The 18,587-nt window shown below is 73.3% G+C and carries 10 protein-coding genes and 2 pseudogenes; 8 read left to right on the forward strand and 4 right to left on the reverse strand.

The features are described from left to right. The first annotated feature begins 425 nt into the window (after positions 1 to 425). The 6 genes from ABEB13_RS26455 (at position 426) to ABEB13_RS26480 (ending at position 9,603) form a co-directional block, all read left to right on the forward strand. A complete protein-coding gene (locus ABEB13_RS26455; protein ID WP_345707478.1) occupies positions 426 to 2,198 on the forward strand; it encodes an acetolactate synthase large subunit in 1,773 nt (590 codons plus the stop codon). A 35-nt stretch (positions 2,199 to 2,233) separates the two neighbouring features. Next, the gene (gene ilvN / locus ABEB13_RS26460) at positions 2,234 to 2,758 is read left to right on the forward strand and encodes an acetolactate synthase small subunit (RefSeq protein WP_100892602.1); all 525 of its coding nucleotides are present in this window, start codon (positions 2,234 to 2,236) and stop codon (positions 2,756 to 2,758) included. 140 nt (positions 2,759 to 2,898) lie between these two features. Next, a complete protein-coding gene (ilvC, locus tag ABEB13_RS26465) occupies positions 2,899 to 3,897 on the forward strand; it encodes a ketol-acid reductoisomerase (RefSeq protein WP_100888439.1) in 999 nt (332 codons plus the stop codon). A 216-nt stretch (positions 3,898 to 4,113) separates the two neighbouring features. After that, positions 4,114 to 5,694 (forward strand): phosphoglycerate dehydrogenase, encoded by a 1,581-nt coding sequence (gene serA / locus ABEB13_RS26470; RefSeq protein WP_100888438.1) that lies wholly within the window; start codon positions 4,114 to 4,116, stop codon positions 5,692 to 5,694. Positions 5,695 to 5,975: 281 nt separating this feature from the next. After that, on the forward strand, positions 5,976 to 6,137 hold the full coding sequence (locus ABEB13_RS26475; RefSeq protein WP_345707479.1) for a hypothetical protein: 162 nt from the start codon (positions 5,976 to 5,978) through the stop codon (positions 6,135 to 6,137). Positions 6,138 to 6,267: 130 nt separating this feature from the next. Beyond that, positions 6,268 to 9,603 (forward strand): S8 family serine peptidase, encoded by a 3,336-nt coding sequence (locus ABEB13_RS26480; RefSeq protein ID WP_345707480.1) that lies wholly within the window; start codon positions 6,268 to 6,270, stop codon positions 9,601 to 9,603. Here ABEB13_RS26480 and ABEB13_RS26485 read toward each other — a convergent pair. The 4 genes and pseudogenes from ABEB13_RS26485 to ABEB13_RS26500 all read right to left on the reverse strand — a co-directional run bounded on the left by ABEB13_RS26485 (position 9,544) and on the right by ABEB13_RS26500 (position 15,575). Next, entirely contained in the window at positions 9,544 to 9,975 is a 432-nt protein-coding gene (locus ABEB13_RS26485; RefSeq protein ID WP_100888436.1) for a GtrA family protein, read from the reverse strand. The genes ABEB13_RS26480 and ABEB13_RS26485 overlap by 60 nt on opposite strands. After that, a pseudogene (locus ABEB13_RS26490) lies at positions 9,972 to 10,939 on the reverse strand (glycosyltransferase family 2 protein). Before ABEB13_RS26490 ends, ABEB13_RS26485 begins: the two are co-directional and overlap by 4 nt. A 70-nt stretch (positions 10,940 to 11,009) precedes the next feature. After that, on the reverse strand, positions 11,010 to 13,574 hold the full coding sequence (locus tag ABEB13_RS26495; RefSeq protein ID WP_345709833.1) for a YfhO family protein: 2,565 nt from the start codon (positions 13,572 to 13,574) through the stop codon (positions 11,010 to 11,012). A gap of 75 nt (positions 13,575 to 13,649) precedes the next feature. Then, positions 13,650 to 15,575 carry a PIG-L family deacetylase gene (locus tag ABEB13_RS26500; RefSeq protein ID WP_345707481.1) on the reverse strand — a complete coding sequence of 642 codons (1,926 nt, stop codon included), beginning with the start codon at positions 15,573 to 15,575 and terminating at the stop codon, positions 13,650 to 13,652. 328 nt (positions 15,576 to 15,903) lie between these two features. Here ABEB13_RS26500 and ABEB13_RS26505 point away from each other — a divergent pair, with 328 nt between their 5' ends. Both ABEB13_RS26505 and ABEB13_RS26510 read left to right on the forward strand, forming a co-directional pair. Beyond that, complete coding sequence (locus ABEB13_RS26505; RefSeq protein WP_345707482.1) at positions 15,904 to 16,941, forward strand: 3-isopropylmalate dehydrogenase; 1,038 nt, start codon at positions 15,904 to 15,906, stop codon at positions 16,939 to 16,941. A gap of 181 nt (positions 16,942 to 17,122) precedes the next feature. Beyond that, a pseudogene (locus ABEB13_RS26510) lies at positions 17,123 to 18,234 on the forward strand (branched-chain amino acid aminotransferase). The last annotated feature ends 353 nt before the right edge of the window (positions 18,235 to 18,587 follow it).

Consider the following 18,587-nt stretch of genomic DNA (forward strand, 5'->3'; position numbering starts at 1 on the left):
GGTGGTCCGGCAGGGGGTCCGCATGGCGAGACGGCCATCCCACCAGCTTGACACCCGACACCGCAGGGGAGGAAGGTCGGTGCCATGCGCACCCGAATTCTCGTACTTGGCGGGCGCGTCGGCTGAGTGGGCCCCTGTGCTCCACTTCGGACAGGCCGACGCGCCACCCCTCGCATGCCCTGGGCACGAGGGGTTTTTTGTTGCACGCGAACCGCTCCACCCATGCCAGACCACTGGCCCCAGCCGTCATGAATCGGGACGATTGGGGCAGAGCCGGAGATCGGCCCACCGCACGGCAGGACCCTCAACTGCCCGGGCCGGCAGAACCCGAGAAGAGACAGGCAGATGACTGAGCACGCCGCCTCCCCCGCCGCGGGGACACCCCGGCAGCCCACGCTCCGGGTCCCCAGACGACCGTCGAGACCATGACCGGAGCGCAGTCGCTCATCCGCTCGCTCGAAGCCGTGGGCGCGGACACCGTCTTCGGGATCCCCGGCGGCGCGATCCTCCCGGCCTACGACCCGCTGATGGACTCCACCAAGGTCCGCCACATCCTGGTCCGCCACGAGCAGGGTGCCGGCCACGCGGCCACCGGCTACGCGCAGGCCACCGGCCGGGTCGGCGTCTGCATGGCCACCTCGGGCCCCGGCGCCACCAACCTGGTGACCCCGATCGCCGACGCCTACATGGACTCCGTGCCGATCGTCGCGATCACCGGCCAGGTCGCCTCCAAGGCGATCGGCACCGACGCCTTCCAGGAGGCGGACATCTGCGGCATCACCATGCCGATCACCAAGCACAACTTCCTGGTGACCGACGCCGCCGAGATCCCCCGGGTGATCGCCGAGGCCTTCCACATCGCCGCCACCGGCCGCCCCGGCCCCGTCCTGGTCGACATCGCCAAGGACGCCCTGCAGTCCACCACCGTCTTCCGCTGGCCGGTCGAGACCTCGCTGCCCGGCTACCGCCCGGTGACCAAGCCGCACGCCAAGCAGATCCGCGAGGCCGCCAAGCTGCTGGTCTCCGCGAAGAAGCCGGTGCTCTACGTCGGCGGCGGCGTGCTCAAGGCCCAGGCCAGCGCCGAGCTGCGGATCCTCGCCGAGCTGACCGGCGCCCCCGTCGTCACCACCCTGATGGCGATCGGCGTCTTCCCCGACAGCCACCCGCAGCACCTGGGCATGCCCGGCATGCACGGCTCCGTCCCGGCCGTCACCGCCCTGCAGAAGGCCGACCTGCTCTTCACCCTCGGCGCCCGCTTCGACGACCGGGTCACCGGCAAGCTGGACAGCTTCGCGCCGTACGCCAAGGTCGTGCACGCCGACATCGACCCGGCCGAGATCGGCAAGAACCGCCCGGCCGACGTGCCGATCGTCGGCGACGCCCGCGAGGTGCTGGCCGACCTGATCGTCGCCGTCCAGGCCGAGTACGACGCCGGCCACCGCAGCGACTACGCGGACTGGTGGACCAAGCTCAACGACTGGAAGAAGACCTACCCGCTCGGCTACGAGCCGGCCCCGGCCGGCGAGCTCTCCCCGCAGCAGGTCATCGAGCGGATCGGCCAACTGGTCGGCCCGGAGGCCATCTACGCGGCGGGCGTCGGCCAGCACCAGATGTGGGCCAGCCAGTTCATCGCCTTCGAGAAGCCCGCCACCTGGCTGAACTCCGGCGGCGCGGGCACCATGGGCTACGCCGTTCCGGCCGCCATGGGCGCCAAGGCCGGCATGCCGGACACCCCGGTCTGGGCGATCGACGGCGACGGCTGCTTCCAGATGACCAACCAGGAACTCGTCACCTGCGCACTGAACAACATCCCGATCAAGGTCGCCGTCATCAACAACGGCTCGCTCGGCATGGTCCGCCAGTGGCAGACGCTCTTCTACAACCAGCGCTACTCCAACACCGTGCTGCACGCCGGCCCGGACCACGACGGCAAGGAGCCGCCGGCCCAGGGCACCCGGATCCCGGACTTCGTGCTGCTCTCCGAGGCGATGGGCTGCGTCGGCCTGCGCTGCGAGCGCCCGGAGGACCTGGACGCGGTGATCAAGCAGGCGATGGAGATCAACGACCGCCCGGTCGTCATCGACTTCATCGTCCACCAGGACGCCATGGTCTGGCCGATGGTGGCCGCCGGCACCAGCAACGACGAGATCCTCGCCGCCCGGGACGTGCGCCCGGACTTCGGCGACGACCTCGACTGACGCCCCACAGGACAGATAGAGAGCCAATGACCGTCATGTCCAAGCACACCCTCTCCGTCCTGGTCGAGAACAAGCCCGGCGTGCTCGCCCGCATCGCCTCGCTGTTCTCCCGTCGGGGGTTCAACATCGACTCCCTCGCCGTCGGCCCGACCGAGCACCCGGACATCTCCCGGATGACCATCGTGGTCAACGTCGAGGACCTCCCGCTGGAGCAGGTGACCAAGCAGCTCAACAAGCTGGTCAACGTGATAAAGATCGTCGAGCTGGACCAGGCCCAGGCCGTCCAGCGCGAGCTGGTCCTGGTGAAGGTCCGCGCGGACGCCGACTCCCGCTCGCAGATCGTCGAGATCGTCCAGCTCTTCCGTGCCAAGACCGTCGACGTGTCGCCCGACGCGGTGACCATCGAGGCCACCGGCAGCAGCGACAAGCTGGAGGCCATGCTCCGGATGCTGGAGCCGTACGGCATCAAGGAGCTCGTGCAGTCCGGCCTGGTGGCGATCGGGCGCGGTGCCCGGTCGATCACCGACCGCTCGCTGCGCGCCCTCGACCGCAGCGCGTAGCCGGCCGCCCCCGCGGGGGCGTGCCGCGCGCGCGCCCCCCGCTGTCTCACCCCTGAAGCACCGCCCCACACCCCGCCGGGTCGAACTACGGTGGAGACCGCACCACCCGGCATCACCATCACGCAAGGAGATGTGCCCCCGTGGCCGAGCTGTTCTACGAAGACGACGCCGACCTGTCCATCATCCAGGGCCGCAAGGTCGCGGTCATCGGCTACGGCAGCCAGGGCCACGCCCACGCGCTGTCGCTGCGCGACTCGGGCGTGGACGTCCGCGTCGGTCTCCTGGAGGGCTCCAAGTCCCGTGCCAAGGCGGAGGAGGCCGGCCTGCGCGTCGTCACCCCGTCCGAGGCCGCGGCCGAGGCCGACGTCATCATGATCCTCGTTCCGGACCCGATCCAGGGCGACGTGTACAAGGAGGCCATCGAGCCGAACCTGAAGGCGGGCGACGCCCTCTTCTTCGGCCACGGCCTCAACATCCGCTTCGGCTTCATCACCCCGCCGGCCGACGTCGACGTCTGCATGGTCGCCCCGAAGGGCCCGGGCCACCTCGTCCGCCGCCAGTACGAGGAGGGTCGCGGCGTCCCCGCGATCGTGGCCGTCGAGCAGGACGCCACCGGCAAGGGCTTCGAGCTCGCGCTCTCGTACGCCAAGGGCATCGGCGCCACCAAGGCCGGCGTCATCAAGACCACCTTCACCGAGGAGACCGAGACCGACCTGTTCGGTGAGCAGGCCGTCCTCTGCGGTGGCACCGCCGCCCTGGTCAAGGCCGGTTTCGAGACCCTGGTCGAGGCCGGCTACCAGCCGGAGATCGCCTACTTCGAGTGCCTGCACGAGCTGAAGCTCATCGTCGACCTCATGTACGAGGGCGGCCTGGAGAAGATGCGCTGGTCGATCTCCGAGACCGCCGAGTGGGGCGACTACGTCACCGGCCCCCGCATCATCACCGCCGACACCAAGGCCGAGATGAAGAAGGTCCTCGCCGAGATCCAGGACGGCACCTTCGCCAACACCTGGATCGCGGAGTACAAGGCGGGTCTGCCCAAGTACAACGAGTACAAGAACGCCGACTCGGAGCACCTGCTGGAGACCACCGGCAAGAAGCTCCGCAAGCTGATGAGCTGGGTCGACGAGGAGGCGTAAGCACCTCCCGGGGGTCTTCCCCTTGTACACCGCGGCTGTTCCCGTCCGGGTGATTTCGCCGGACGGGAGCAGCCCGGCCCACTGCCCGCCGATACACTTCCGAGTGCGCGTCAGGCCCACAGCGTCGTGCGTCTAGCTACGCGGCATGCCACCTTCCCCCGCTCGGTCACGCCACCTACGTGCCGGGGTGAACCGGACAGTTAAGGACACACTGTCGTGAGCAAATCCGTAGTACTCATCGCCGAAGAGCTGTCGCCCGCCACTGTCGACGCCCTCGGTCCCGACTTCGAGATCCGCCACTGCAACGGGGCGGACCGCACCGAGCTGCTCACCGCCATCGCCGACGTGGACGCGATCCTGATCCGCTCCGCGACGAAGGTGGACGCCGAGGCCCTGGCCGCCGCCAAGAAGCTCAAGGTCGTCGCCCGGGCCGGTGTCGGCCTCGACAACGTCGACGTCTCCGCCGCCACCAAGGCCGGCGTGATGGTCGTCAACGCGCCGACCTCCAACATCGTGACCGCCGCCGAGCTCGCCTGCGGTCTGCTGATCGCCAGCGCCCGGCACATCGCGCCGGCCAACGCCGCCCTCAAGCAGGGCGAGTGGAAGCGCAACAAGTACACCGGCGTGGAGCTCTCCGAGAAGGTGCTCGGCGTGGTCGGCCTCGGCCGCATCGGCGTCCTGGTCGCGCAGCGGATGTCCGCCTTCGGCATGAAGATCGTCGCGTACGACCCCTACATCCAGGCCGCCCGCGCGGCCCAGATGGGCGTCAAGCTGGTCTCGCTGGAGGAGCTGCTGGAGGTGGCGGACTTCATCACCGTCCACCTCCCCAAGACCCCCGAGACGATCGGCCTGATCGGCGACGAGGCGCTGCACAAGGTCAAGCCGACCGTCCGCATCGTCAACGCCGCCCGCGGCGGCATCGTGGACGAGGCCGCGCTCGCCAGCGCGCTCAAGGACGGTCGGGTGGCCGGCGCCGGCCTCGACGTCTACGCCAAGGAGCCGTGCACCGACTCCCCGCTGTTCGCCTTCGACAACGTGGTCGCCACCCCGCACCTGGGCGCCTCCACCGACGAGGCCCAGGAGAAGGCCGGCATCGCCGTCGCCAAGTCGGTGCGCCTCGCGCTCGCCGGCGAGCTCGTGCCGGACGCGGTCAACGTCCAGGGCGGCGTGATCGCCGAGGACGTCCGGCCCGGCCTGCCGCTCGCCGAGAAGCTCGGCCGGATCTTCACCGCGCTGGCCGGCGAGGTCGCCGTCCGCCTCGATGTCGAGGTCCGCGGCGAGATCACCCAGCACGACGTCAAGGTGCTCGAACTCTCCGCCCTCAAGGGCGTGTTCGAGGACGTGGTGGCCGAGACGGTGTCCTACGTCAACGCCCCGCTGTTCGCCCAGGAGCGCGGCGTCGAGGTCCGTCTGACGACCTCCAGCGAGAGCCCCGAGCACCGCAACGTCATCACCGTCCGCGGCACCCTGGCCGACGGCGGCGAGGTCGCCATCTCCGGCACCCTCTCCGGCCCGAAGCAGACGCAGAAGATCGTCGGTGTGGACGGCTTCGACGTGGACGTGGCGCTCACCGACCACATGGCCTTCTTCACCTACGAGGACCGCCCGGGCGTGGTCGGCACCCTCGGCCGCATCCTCGGCGACGCCGGCATCAACATCGCCGGCATGCAGGTCGCCCGGGACGGCTCCGGCGCGCTCGCCTCGCTCACCGTCGACAGCGAGATCTCGCAGGACGTGCTGAACGCCATCGCGGCCGAGATCGGCGCCAAGTTCGCCCGCGCGGTGAACCTCGGCTGAGCCCGCACCAGGCCTGTGACCAGGGCCCGGACCGCCTCGGCGGTCCGGGCCCTGTCCTGTCGGCGGCCGTCCGCGTCTCAGATACTAGGAAATCCAACTATTCGTGCAGACAACGTCGGCCCGGCGTCGTACCGTGAAAGAGCCATACGGTGAGCCGCCCCTGCAAGCCCAGGGGGTCCGGCCCGTGTGCGCGCGTACGCGCATCGGCAGGTGACCCCTCCGGCGTACCCACCCTCCCCACCCTCGGCGTCCCCCACGGACGCATGCACCAAGGAGCCGGTATGCCCACCGTCGCCGACCGCCACGCCACCGCCGCCACCGACACCCGCGCCCCGCGCCGCCGCCGCCGCGCCGAGCCCACCCCGCGCAACGCCGCCGTCGCCCTCCAGCGCGCGCTGGACCGCCGCGACAACGGCGGCTCCACCGGTCACGACCTGCACTGACGCGGCGCACCGGCGGTACTGGGCCGAACGACTGACATCACGTCACCCGGTCGAGTGCACCGTGTGCACCGGCGAGGGACGGCGCTCGCCCCGCCCGGCGCGATGATCCTAATTTGGTGCGTCCGGGAGGGTGATCGACGTCCGCGGCGTGCGGGCGGCGCAGGATCAGGCCACCCCTGCCGGGGAGACCGCCATCGTGCGCACCGCCGCCGTCCTCGTCCTCGCCCTCGCCACCCTCGCCGTACCGGCCCCCGCCGGCGCCGAACCGGGGCCCGCCCCGGCCCGCGCACCGGCGGGCCGCCCGGTGTCCGTCCTCCTGGAACTCGACACCGAGGCCGCTGCACCCGCCTGGCGCCGCGCCGCCGACGGCGCCCGCCGCGAACGCCGCTCCCCGGACGCCGTCCGCGCGGCCGCCGCCCGGGCCGGGGCCGACCAGCGGGCCCGGGCCGTCCGCGCCGTGGACCGGACGGCCGGTGCCCTGCGCAGCGCCGCCCCGACCGCCCGCGTCCTCTACCGCACCCAGACGCTGCTGAGCGGCCTCGCCGTCAGCGCACCGGCCGCCGCCCTGCCCCGGCTGGCCGCCCTGCCCGGCGTCCGCGCCGTCCACCCGATCGCCCTGAAACAGCGGTCCAACTCCTACTCGGTGCCGCTCACCGGCGCCCCCGAGGTCTGGGCCGGCAGCGCCGGGAACACCGGCAGCGGCGTGCGGATCGGCATCATCGACTCCGGCATCGACTACACCCACGCCGACTTCGGCGGCCCCGGCACCACCGAGGCCTTCCAGGCCGTCGACGGGGCGAAGCCCGCCCCCGCCGCGCTCTTCCCGAACGCCAAGGTGGTGGGCGGGCAGGACCTGGTCGGCGACGACTACAACCCCGACCCGGCCGCCGAGCACTACCAGCCCGTCGCGCACCCGGACGGCAACCCGATCGACTGCGCCCTCAACGGCCACGGCACCCACGTCGCGGGCACCGCGGCCGGCCTCGGCGTCACCCGCGACGGCCACCCCTACACCGGTCCGTACCGGCCCGGTCTGGACCCGGCGGACTTCCGGGTCGGCCCGGGCGCGGCCCCCGGCGCCCGGCTGTACGCGATCCGGGTGTTCGGCTGCCAGGGCTCCACCGACCAGCTCGCCCGGGCACTGGACGTCGCCGCCGACCCCGACGGCAACGGTGACCTGACGGACCGCCTCGACGTGGTCAACCTCTCGCTCGGCAGCCCCTTCGGCAGCCCGGACGACGCCGACGCCCTGGCCGTCGACAGGCTCTCCGCACTGGGCACCGTGGTGGTCGCCGCGGCCGGCAACGAGGGCGACGTCAACGCCATCGGCGGCAGCCCCGGCACCGCCGCCCGCGCGGTGACCGTCGCCGCCTCGGTGGACGCCCACAGCGATGCCGACGGCATCCGGGTGCTCGCCCCCGACACCCTCGCCGGGGTGGTGCCCGGCCACTGGAGCGCCGAGTACCGGGGCTGGGACACCCAGGACGTCAGCGGCGAACTCGCCCTGCCCGCCGACCAGTCCGACGGCTGCACCGCCTTCGACGCCGCCGACGCCGCCCGGCTCAAGGGCCGGATCGCCGTCCTCGCCTGGAAGACCCGCGACGCCGACCGGGCCTGCGGGTCGGCCCCGCGCGCCGACCACGCCGCCGACGCCGGAGCCCTGGGCGCCGTCTTCGCCGCCGACGGCGACAGCCTCGGCGAGATCGCCGGCGACGCCCGCGTCCCGGCCGTGCTGCTGGCCCGCGCCGACGGCGAGCGGCTCACCGCCGCGGCCGCCGCGGGCCCGGTCACCGTCCGGCTCGCCGGCCCCGGCAACACCCTGCACGGCTCGGTCTCCCAGGAGCAGCCGCAGCGGGTCGACACCCTGACCGCGTTCACCTCGCGCGGCATCGGCGTCGACGGCATCGTCAAGCCCGACCTCGCCGCCCCCGGCGAGACGATCTGGTCCGCCAAGGCCGGCAGCGGCAGCGGCGGGATGCGCGAGGACGGCACCTCGATGGCCACCCCGCACATCGCCGGGCTCGCCGCGCTGGTGCGCGCCGCGCACCCGGACTGGCCGGTCGCCGAGGTCAAGGCAGCCCTGATGAACACCGCCGGCGACACCTGGCGCGGCGACGACCGCACCGGCCCGGTCTACGGACCGGAGCGCACCGGCGCGGGCCGGGCCCGGGTCGACGCCGCGGTCGCCACCCCGGCCGTCGCGTACGCGGCCGGCGACGGCGCGGTGGACGGCGCCGTCGGCGTCTCCTTCGGCCCGGTGGCCGTCACCGGCCCCACCGAGCTGCACCGCCAGGTCGAGGTCCGCAACCACGGGGACGCCCCGCTCGCCTACGACACCGGCTACGCCGCCGCCACCGAGCTGCCCGGCGCCGGCTTCGCGGTCAGCCCGGCCCGGATCACCGTCGCCCCCGGCGGCACCACCCGGGTCACCGTCACCCTGCAGGTGCCCGGCCGGCTGGACCGCGTGCCCGACCCGACGCTCACCCTGGTGCAGGCCGACCGGGCCCGCAGCTACCGCGGCGAGCTGTCCGGGCGGCTGCTGCTCACCCCCGTCGGCGCCGACCTCCCGCCGCTGCGGGTGCCACTGTTCGCCGCGCCCCGGGCCGCGTCCCGGCTGGCGGCCGCCGCCCAGCTGCCCGGCGGCCGGGCCGGCACCTCCCTGCTCACGCTGGCCGGCAGCGGCGCCCCCGCGGACACCGCCGGACTCCTGAGCGCCTTCGTGCTCGGCGGCGAGGGCCCGCGCTGGCCGGACTGCCCGGCCGGCGGCAAGCAGGGCGACGGGGTCTGCGTCGACCGGCCGGGCGAGCGGCTCGCCAACCTCCGGGCCGCCGGCGCCGCCAGCGACGCCCCGACCGTGCAGGACCCGCTGGCCCGGGGCACCCTGTACATCGCCGCCGGGCTGTGGGCGCCCGCGGCGACCCCGGTGGGCATGTTCGGGGTGCGGGCCTCGCTGGACACCGACGGCGACGGCCGCACCGACGCGGTGGTCGCCGCCGCCCGGCTGCGCGGAAGTGACGTGCTGGTCGCCCGGACGACGGACGCCCGGACGGGCAAGGAGCTCGACGTCCAGCCGCTGAACGCCCGCTGGGGCGACACCGAGACCGGACTGCTCGACGGGGACGCGCTGGTGCTGCCGGTGCGGCTGTCCGCCCTGCCCGGGCTGAAGCCGGGGGCGTCCACCGTGCACTACGCGGTGTGGACGGGCCAGGTGCTGCCGGGGGCGCCCGAGGAGTCGGACGCCCTGGACTCGATCGGGCTGGAGGGCGGTCGTCCGGTGCTCGCCCTCGACGTGCTGCACCCGGCGCTGGACATCCGCGACGGTGCGGACGGGCCCACCGCGATCACCGTGCCGGAACGGCCCGGATCGGTGCTGCAGCTCAACCGGAACGCGGCCGGCGCCCGGTTGCTACTGCTCCACCACCTCAACGGGGACGGACGCCGGACGGAGACCGTCGTCGTCGGCTGACCGGCGGCCGGTCAGCACCAGCTTGGACAGCACGTAGGTGATCGGGATCGCGACCGCTGCGGCCAGCAGCGGCGCGATCCGGTCGTCCACCCGGGCCCACTCGACCAGCGCGAAGACGCCGCCGCTCTGCACCAGGTAGTTGGTGATGTTCGGCAGCGGGAACAGCAGGAACTTCCGCCAGGTGGGCCTCGTCCGGTAGGTGAAGTAGGTGTTCATGAAGAACGACCCGACCATGGACAGGAAGAACGCCGCGGTGAACGCCGCGAAGTACGGCAGGTACGGGTGCATCACCAGGTACAGCAGGTAGAAGGTCGCCGTGTTGACGACACCCACCAGCCCGAACCTGACGATCTGCCAGAGCTGCGGTCTCACGCCTGCTCCTCGCCGCGGTAGCCCTCGCTGCGGAACGCCGCGCGCGGCACGTTGGTCTCCTTGACCAGGAAGTGCGGCCGCCTCTTGGTCTCGTAGTAGATCCGGCCGATGTACTCGCCGATCAGACCGAGCATCACCATCTGCAGGCCGCCGAGCGCCACGATGGCCACGATCAGGGTCACGTAGCCGGGGAGTCCACACCGTCGATCACCGCGACACCGGTGATCCACGCCGCGTACAGCGCGGCCACGCCGACCAGCGCCAGGCCCAGCCAGATGGCGATCCGCAGCGGCCGGTTGTTGAACGAGATCAGCCCGTCCATGCCGTAGTTCAGCAGCGCGCCGAAGTGCCACTTGGTCTCGCCGGCCTCGCGGGCCACGTTGCCGTAGTCGAAGGTGACGGTGTCGAAGCCGATCCAGGAGAACAGGCCCTTGGAGAAGCGGTTGTACTCCGGTAGCGACAGCAGCGCGTCCACCGCCGGCCGGGACAGCAACCGGAAGTCGCCGACGCCGTCCTGGAGCTCCACGTCCACCCAGCGGTTGACCAGCCGGTAGTAGAGCTTGCTGACCGCGGTGCGAAGCGGCCGGTCGCCCTCGCGGGTGCGGCGGGCGATGACCTGGTCGTGGCCGCGGTCGTAGAGCTCCAGCATCCGCTCCAGCAGCTCCGGCGGGTGCTGGAGGTCGGCGTCCATCAGGACGACGGCGTCGCCGGTGGCCTCCTTGAGGCCGGCCAGCATGCCCGCCTCCTTGCCGAAGTTGCGGCTGAAGGAGACGTAGCGGGTCGTCGCGGGGTGCTCGGCGGCGATCTTGCGCAGCCGCTCCAGGGTGCCGTCCGAGCTGCCGTCGTCGACGTAGCAGAGCTCGTACTCGATCGGCAGCGAGTCCAGGTTCTCCCGGGTCGCGGCGTCGAAGAGCTCGATCACCGCTTCCTCATTGTAGCAGGGGACCACGACGGACAGTCGCATCGGCTCGCCTCCGGCTTCGTACGCAGTCGGTGGCGGATCGCGCTGCCCCGTCGTTCCTGCTGGCTGGGATTCACACCGATGGTACCGGCCCCTCACCCGCCCGGCGGACGCTGCGGCGGCGTACGGAGGTGACCACCGCCACGCCGAGCAGGACGGCCGCGGCCGTGCCGCTCGCGGCCAGCCCGGCGGTCAGCCCCGGCGGGGCGAAGCCGCAGGAGACCCGGGAGGCGCCGGCCCCGAGCGGCACGCCGATCATGCCGAGCACCCGGCGCGGGGCGGCGGCCGCGCGGCCGTCCACCGAGCAGGTCCAGCCGTCGGCGGCGGGGACGGAGACCAGGGCCAGGCCGGTGGAGCCGGGCGGCAGCTCGGCGGTCAGGGTGTGGCCGCCGGCGGTGACCCGGGTCGCGCCCTTGACGGTGTGCAGCGCCGAGTCCAGCGCCGCCCGGTCCAGGCAGCCCACCGGCTGCTGGGGCAGCACGCCCCGGGCCGTGGTGCGCAGCTGCACGGTGACCCGCCCGTCGGCGGGCACCGTGCCGAGTTCGCGGATCGGCATCGCCGTCATCGGCTGCCGGCCCCAGCTGGTGTACTTCACGCCCTGGCCCATCACGGTGCCGTTGAACCAGGGGCCGTAGAAGTACACGGTGGAGCCGGGCGCGCAGACGCCGCTGAAGGTCGTCCAGGTGCCGCCCTTCCGGGTGGGCGGCACCGACCAGCCGCCGGCCCGGGCGACCGGGCGGGGCCCGGCCGTCCAGGAGGCCGCGGGCACGCCGTACACCCGGGCGCCGAGCAGCGACTCCTGGCGGCTCCACACCGACCGCAGGTCGGGGGCGGTGTCGGGGTGGACGGTGACCAGCGGGGCGGCGGCCGCGTGCCGGACGGTGAAGCCGGGCGCGGTGCCGGTGCCGTCGAGGTAGGTGGTGATCCCGAACAGCGCCCGGCCGACCGGGTCGGCGGGGGTGAGGGTGTGCCGGCCCTGGATGTACCAGCCGGCGCCCAGGTCCTGGAGCATCCGGGCGGTGACGGCCGGCAGGTAGCTGGAGTAGTACGAACCGCCCTCGCCGCCGAGCAGCAGCGGGTCGTTGTTGGCGAACTCGTGCGGGCCCGGGTCCGTCCGCGACGCCGGCCAGTCCTCGGCCTTCAGCAGGGCGTCGCGGGCGGCCAGCGAGGACGCGGAGACGGTCGTCCGCGGGACGTAGAACGGCAGCCCGTCGCGGATCCGGGTCACCGCCCAGGTGGTGTGAACCGCCCCGGCGAACACCCCCGCGATCAGCAGCACGCCGGCGCAGCGGCGCACGAGCGGGCGCGCGGACCACCGGTGGAGCGCCCAGAGCGCGCCGAGCACCAGGGCGCCGCCGGCCAGCACCTCGATCCAGGTCGAGCCGCGGACCGAGCTCTGGCCGTGGCCGGCCAGCACCACCAGGGCGACCAGGCCGGCGCCGCCGAGCAGCGCCCGGCCGTCCGGCCGGCGGGCCAGCGAGGCCCAGGCCGCCGCCACCAGCATCCCGCTGAGCACGAACGACGCCCGGTACGGGCTGCCGTTGGGGATGGCCAGCCCGTGCCAGAGCAGGATGGTCGGCTCCCAGACGAAGCTGGCGCCGACCAGGACGAGCAGGACGTACCAGCCGATCCGCTCCGCCGGGCGGACCCGGCGGTTGAACGGCAGCGAGGCGACCAGCAGCAGGCCGAGCATCCCGATGAAGATGTTCGGCACCGAGTGGTCGGAGCGGCCGCCGGGCAGCAGCTGGGCCAGGTAGTCGGTGAGCCCGGGGGCGCCCGGGTAGGTGGCCGCGGGCGCGGGCTGGGAGGCCTTGCTGGCCTTGAGCGAGACGGTCATCACCGGCGCCGCCAGCAGCACGCCGACGGCGAACATGCCCGCCGCGCGCCCGACGGCGGGCAGCCGGTCCCGCAGCGGGCCGCCGGCCAGGACGAGACGCAGCAGCAGTACCAGGCAGGAGGCGATGGTGGCCATCGCGGCGGTGTAGAAGTTGCCCGCCCAGGCGAGCGCGACGATCAGGGTGGCCGGCACCCACCGGCGGCCCTGCAGGCACCAGTCGCAGGCCAGGCCGATCATCGGCAGCGAGACCAGCCCCCACATCCACATCGGGTCGGGGGAGCCGTCGTTCAGGACCCAGGCGCACAGGCCGTAGCCGACCCCGAGCAGCGCGCGCTGCCAGGGCGGGCCGGGGGCGAGGCGGCCGAGCAGCACGGTGGTCGCGGCCGCGCCGGCGGCGATGCCCAGCAGGGTGACGAGGAACACCGGCAGGTTCACCGCGTCCCGCGGGAAGAGGCCGACCAGCCAGGAGAACGGGTTGGTCAGGTAGGTGACGAAGTCCGCCAGGAACGGCGAGCCGAAGCCGCTGTTCCAGTTGACCAGCAGGTCGCCGGTGGACGTGCCGTGCAGCAGGTCCCACAGGTGGGCGTGGAACGGTACGAACTGGTTGCCGAGGTCGTTGACGGCGCGCGAGCGCGCCCCGAAGGGTACGTCCCGCGCAGCGCCGAGGCCAGGCAGTACGCCGCGGCCGACAGCACCGCCGCGAGGGCTGCGGCGCCCGCCTCGTGGTCGAGGAGTCGGCGCACGGCCGTTCGCTGGCTCACGGCGTGGTGCTCCTGCCCGGCCCGGGTCGGGGCCTGCGATGTCGGTGGTCGGAGGGTGCGGTGGTCGGGGGACGGACCGAGCATAGGCGCGCTCACGGCGGTGGCCGGACCGGCGTCAGCCGGTCTGGCTCCAGGTGCCGAAGGGCGCGCCCGGCACCGGCTGGCGGGTGGTGTACAGCCGTCCGTCGGAGCCCAGGGCCGCGGCGACCGCCCGCCCGTCGGAGTCCATGGCCAGGGCCGGGCTGTGCGCCAGCAGCGGCCCGTCGTGCTGCCAGTCGTGGCCGGCGGCGCGCAGCGCGATCCGGCCCCGGTCGTCGCGGACGGCCAGCGCCCCGGCGCCCACCGAGACCCGGCCGAAACCGCCGGGCGGCGCCGACTCGGCCGTGACCTTCCACACGGTGCGGCCGGGCCGCCGCTCGGCGGTGAGCACCCGGGCGCTCTTGGGCTCCCGGAACTCCAGCCGCAGCCCGCCGTCGTCGGCGAGCAGCGCGCTCACCGGCCCGGCCGGGGTGGGCAGGCCGGTCGGCGGCGCGGGGCGCAGCGGGCCGCCGGGGGTGGCGGAGGCCCAGTGCACGACGGTGCGGCCGGGCGCGAAGACGTGGGTGTTGCCGTCGGCGTCGACGACCGCGCCGAGGCCGTCCTGGACGCTCCCGCCGGCCTGCGGCGGCAGGGCGAGGGCCGCCCACGGCCCCTCCAGGGTGCGGATCGCCACGCTGCCGCCCCAGGTGCGGACGGCGATCTGCACGGTGCCGTCGGGCAGCGTGAGCCCGACCGGGTAGCCGAACTCCATCGAGCGCACCGGGTCGGTGCCGTCCGGAGCCCCGAGGCTCTGCCACGGCCCGTACGAGCCGTCGCGGTTGCGCAGCGTGGTGACGATCTCGCGGCGGTGGGTGGTGGCGGCGTACCCGAGGTGGGTGCGCACGGCGAGCAGCCGCAGCCGGCCGTCGAGCTGCCGGACGGCCTGGAGCTGGCCCTCCAGGTCGCCGCCGTCCGGTATCCGCTCCGGGCCCTGCCAGCCGTCGTCGGTCTCCGTCCAGGCGACGGCGCCGCCGTTGAGCAGGCCGAACGCGGTGAGCCGGCCCTCGCCGGAGGGCTGCAGCCAGGTGTCGCTGCCGGGCGCCCGGTAGCGGGTGGACTGGGCCCAGCCGTTGCGCAGCGCCCCCGCCCCGACCTTGCGGTCGCCGCAGCCGGCCGGGTCGCCGCAGTGCCGGTTGTCGGCCCAGCCGTAGCTGTTCAGCGCGACCACCTTGCGGCCGACCGCCGCCTGGTCGAGGTTGTGCGGCAGCAGGGCGTTGACGTAGCCGAGGTAGTGCTCGACGGAGGCGCTGCGGGCCTTGCCGCCGGCCCAGTGCCTGGCCAGCGCGGCCTGCGCGAAGTAGGCCGAGTAGGTGTGGTCCTGGTGGTCGAGGTAGACGGTGCTCCCGCTGCCCGGCGCGGGCTTGGGGGAGTGGTCCGGGTTCGGGTCCAGGGTGCGCACGACGGTCGGCCGGTAGTGGTCGAGCAGCCCGTGCAGGGTGGCGATCAGCTGTTCGCGGGTGTAGCCGGCGCTCGGCGGCAGGCCGCTGTGCACCGGCGGCAGGATGCTCAGGCTGGGCGTGTCCCCGAGCCAGAGCCCGCGCAGGCTGTCCTTGCGGGGCAGGCTGACGGAGCGGGCCTCGACCAGGGCGAGCAGGATCAGCTGAACCTGCGGCGCGGCACGCAGGGTGTGCTGCTCGACCATCCGGCCTTCGAGGTGGCTGACCAGCGACACGTCCCACGGGCTGTTCTCGTCGCCGGTGGCGAGCAGGGCGAGGGCGGCGGCGAGGCCGTTGATCCGGGCCCGGGTGTAGGCGGGCCGGTCGGCCCGGGTGACCCGGCCGAGCTCGGAGTGCAGCACGTTGCGGCCGTCGGACTCGCCGTCGGTGAGGCAGACCGTGACGCAGGCGGCGCCGGAGGCGAGCGCGTGGTCGAGGTCGGGGTTCATGAAGTACAGGTTGTCGTCAGGATGCGCGATGACGTGGACGAACGACTGGGTGAGGCTGCGGTTCGCGACGCCGCTCACCCGGGTCGGCGGGTCACCGGGCAGGTCGACCGCGTCGCTCCCGGGCCTCCCGTGGCCCCCTCGGCCGCGGGCTGCCGCTCCTCGTGCACGGCGTGCCACGCTCCGTAGCCGGCGGCGGGTGCGGCCAGCGCCCCACCGGCCAGCCAGAGCGCTCGGCGTCTGCTGATCCGACCTGCCATACCGCATTCCCCCGTGAATTCCCCGTGTATTCCCGGAGGATTTTAACGGGAGCACTCTTGGCAGCGGCCGGACCCCCTGCCGTATCCCGGAATGTCCGGATAGTGGACGCAAGGTGTCAGCCACTGGGACGCGGAGTAGGGTCCGGACCATGTCTCGTAGCCTTCGTCTCGCAGTGATCCCCGGTGACGGCATCGGCCAGGAAGTGGTGGCCGAGGGCCTCAAGGTCCTGAGCGCGGCGCTCCCCGCCGACGTCAAGCTCGAGACCACCGAGTACGACCTCGGCGCCCGCCTCTACCACCGCACCGGCGAGACCCTGCCGGACGCCGTGCTGGAGGAGCTCAAGGGCCACGACGCCATCCTGCTCGGCGCCATCGGCGACCCGAGCGTGCCCTCCGGCGTGCTGGAGCGCGGGCTGCTGCTGAAGCTGCGCTTCGCCTTCGACCACCACATCAACCTGCGCCCGGGCAAGCTCTTCCCCGGCGTCACCTCGCCGCTGGCCGGCGACCCGAAGATCGACTTCGTGGTCGTCCGCGAGGGCACCGAGGGCCCGTACGTCGGCAACGGCGGCACGCTGCGCACCGGCACGGAGCACGAGGTCGCCACCGAGGTGAGCCTCAACACCGCGTTCGGCATCGAGCGGGTCGTCCGCGACGCGTACCGCCGGGCGCAGGCCCGCGACCGCAAGAAGCTGACCCTCGTCCACAAGAACAACGTGCTGGTGCACGCCGGCCACCTGTGGACCCGGATCTTCGAGCGGGTCGGCCGGGAGTTCCCCGAGGTCACCACCGACTACCTGCACGTCGATGCGGCGACGATCTTCTTCGTCACCCAGCCGGAGCGCTTCGACGTGATCGTCACCGACAACCTGTTCGGCGACATCCTGACCGACCTCGCCGCGGCCGTCACCGGCGGCATCGGCCTGGCCGCGTCCGGCAACATCAACCCCTCCGGCGCGTTCCCGTCGATGTTCGAGCCGGTGCACGGCTCCGCCCCGGACATCGCCGGCCAGGGCAAGGCCGACCCGACGGCCACCGTGCTCTCCGTCGCCATGCTGCTGGAGCACCTCGGGTACACCGCCGAGGCCGCCGCCGTCGAGGCCGCCGTCGCCGCCGACCTGGCCGAGCGCTCCGGTGCGCGTTCCACCTCCGAGGTCGGCGACGCGCTCGCCGCCCGAGTATCCGGCTGACGGGCCGGGACAGACCGTTCTGTTCCGGCCCGGGGCCGGAGCGCGCGAACGCGAACGCAGCAGCCGACCGGCTGTTCGGCACGGCCCTCTGGATGCGAGTATCGACAGTGGGCCGTGCCGTCGTGCGTTGATCACCGGCGGAGGCGGCCCGGACCAACCCCACGGTGAAGGACTGACAGTCATGAGTACGCCCACCCAGGCGCCCATCACGTTCGAGCTCAAGCCCTCCGCGCACCCGCTGTCCGACGCGGAGCGCGAGGCACGGCTGACCAACCCCGGGTTCGGCCGGATCTTCACCGACCACATGGTCACCATCCGGTGGACGGAGGGCATGGGCTGGCACGACGCCCAGCTGACCCCGTACGCGCCGCTGGAGATCGACCCGGCCAACATGACGCTGCACTACGGTCAGTCGATCTTCGAGGGGCTGAAGGCGTACCGGCAGGCCGACGGGTCGATCGCGACCTTCCGCCCGGAGGCCAACGCCGTCCGCTTCCAGAACTCCGCCCGCCGCCTGGCCATGCCCGAGCTGCCGGTCGAGACCTTCGTCGAGGCGGTGGAGCTGCTCGTCCAGCAGGAGCAGGGCTGGGTGCCGAACCAGCCCGAGCAGAGCCTCTACCTGCGGCCCTTCATGTTCGCCACCGAGGTCGGCCTGGGTGTCCGGCCGGCCAACTCCTACCTGTTCATGATCATCGCCTCCCCGGCCGGCGCCTACTTCTCCGGCGGCATCAAGCCGGTCTCGGTCTGGCTGTCCGAGGAGTACGTCCGGGCCGCGCCCGGCGGCACCGGCGCCGCCAAGTGCGCCGGCAACTACGCCGCTTCGCTCGTCGCCCAGGCGCAGGCCGCCGCGAAGGGCTGCGACCAGGTCGTCTGGCTCGATGCCGCCGAGCACCGGTGGATCGAGGAGATGGGCGGCATGAACCTCTACTTCGTCTTCGGTGAGGGCGCCGACGCGAAGATCGTCACCCCGAGCTGTCCGGCGCGCTCCTCCCGGGCATCACCCGCGACTCGCTGCTCCAGCTCGCCGCCGACCTCGGCTACGCCGTCGAGGAGCGGAAGATCTCCACCGACGAGTGGAAGCAGGGCAACGCCGACGGCACCCTCACCGAGGTCTTCGCCTGCGGCACCGCCGCGGTCATCACCCCGGTCGGCTCGGTCAAGTCCGCCCGCGGCGACTGGACGGTCGGCAAGGGCGAGTCGGGCCCGGTGACCATGGAGCTGCGCAAGGCGCTGCTGGCCATCCAGGGCGGCCAGGCCCCCGACACCCACGGCTGGCTCCACACGATCGTCTGACCCGCCGCGCACGGGCGTCCCGCCCCGGGACGCCCGCCGCGCCGGTGACCTCGGACGGGTCCGCTCGTCGAGCCGGACGGCGTGCCGACGGTCATGGAGTCGCCTCCGACCGGCCGGGGACCGGCCGTCCGACCTGAACGGCTCCCACCTGGGGCGTTTCGCATGCCGAGACACCGGCGCCGCATTCCGGATGGTGTGCCAGACTGCCAGCGTGTCCTCGCTCTCGCTGATTATTGGCAGCAGGCGCGCCGGTCCGCAGTGACCGCTCCGCATCCACCCGCATGCGGAGCGACCACCAGCGTCCAGACCCGCGCGCAGACCTCTCGCACCCGCGAGGGGTCTTTTGTTTTGGC

The sequence above is a fragment of the Kitasatospora paranensis genome (assembly GCF_039544005.1).
Classification (GTDB): domain Bacteria; phylum Actinomycetota; class Actinomycetes; order Streptomycetales; family Streptomycetaceae; genus Kitasatospora; species Kitasatospora paranensis.

Coding starts and splice junctions, on each gene's coding strand:
- ABEB13_RS26475 (WP_345707479.1), top strand. CDS start 5,976: ATGCCCACCGTCGCCGACCGCCACGCCACCGCCGCCACCGACACCCGC.
- ilvN (WP_100892602.1), top strand. CDS start 2,234: ATGTCCAAGCACACCCTCTCCGTCCTGGTCGAGAACAAGCCCGGCGTG.
- ABEB13_RS26455 (WP_345707478.1), top strand. CDS start 426: ATGACCGGAGCGCAGTCGCTCATCCGCTCGCTCGAAGCCGTGGGCGCG.
- ABEB13_RS26505 (WP_345707482.1), top strand. CDS start 15,904: ATGTCTCGTAGCCTTCGTCTCGCAGTGATCCCCGGTGACGGCATCGGC.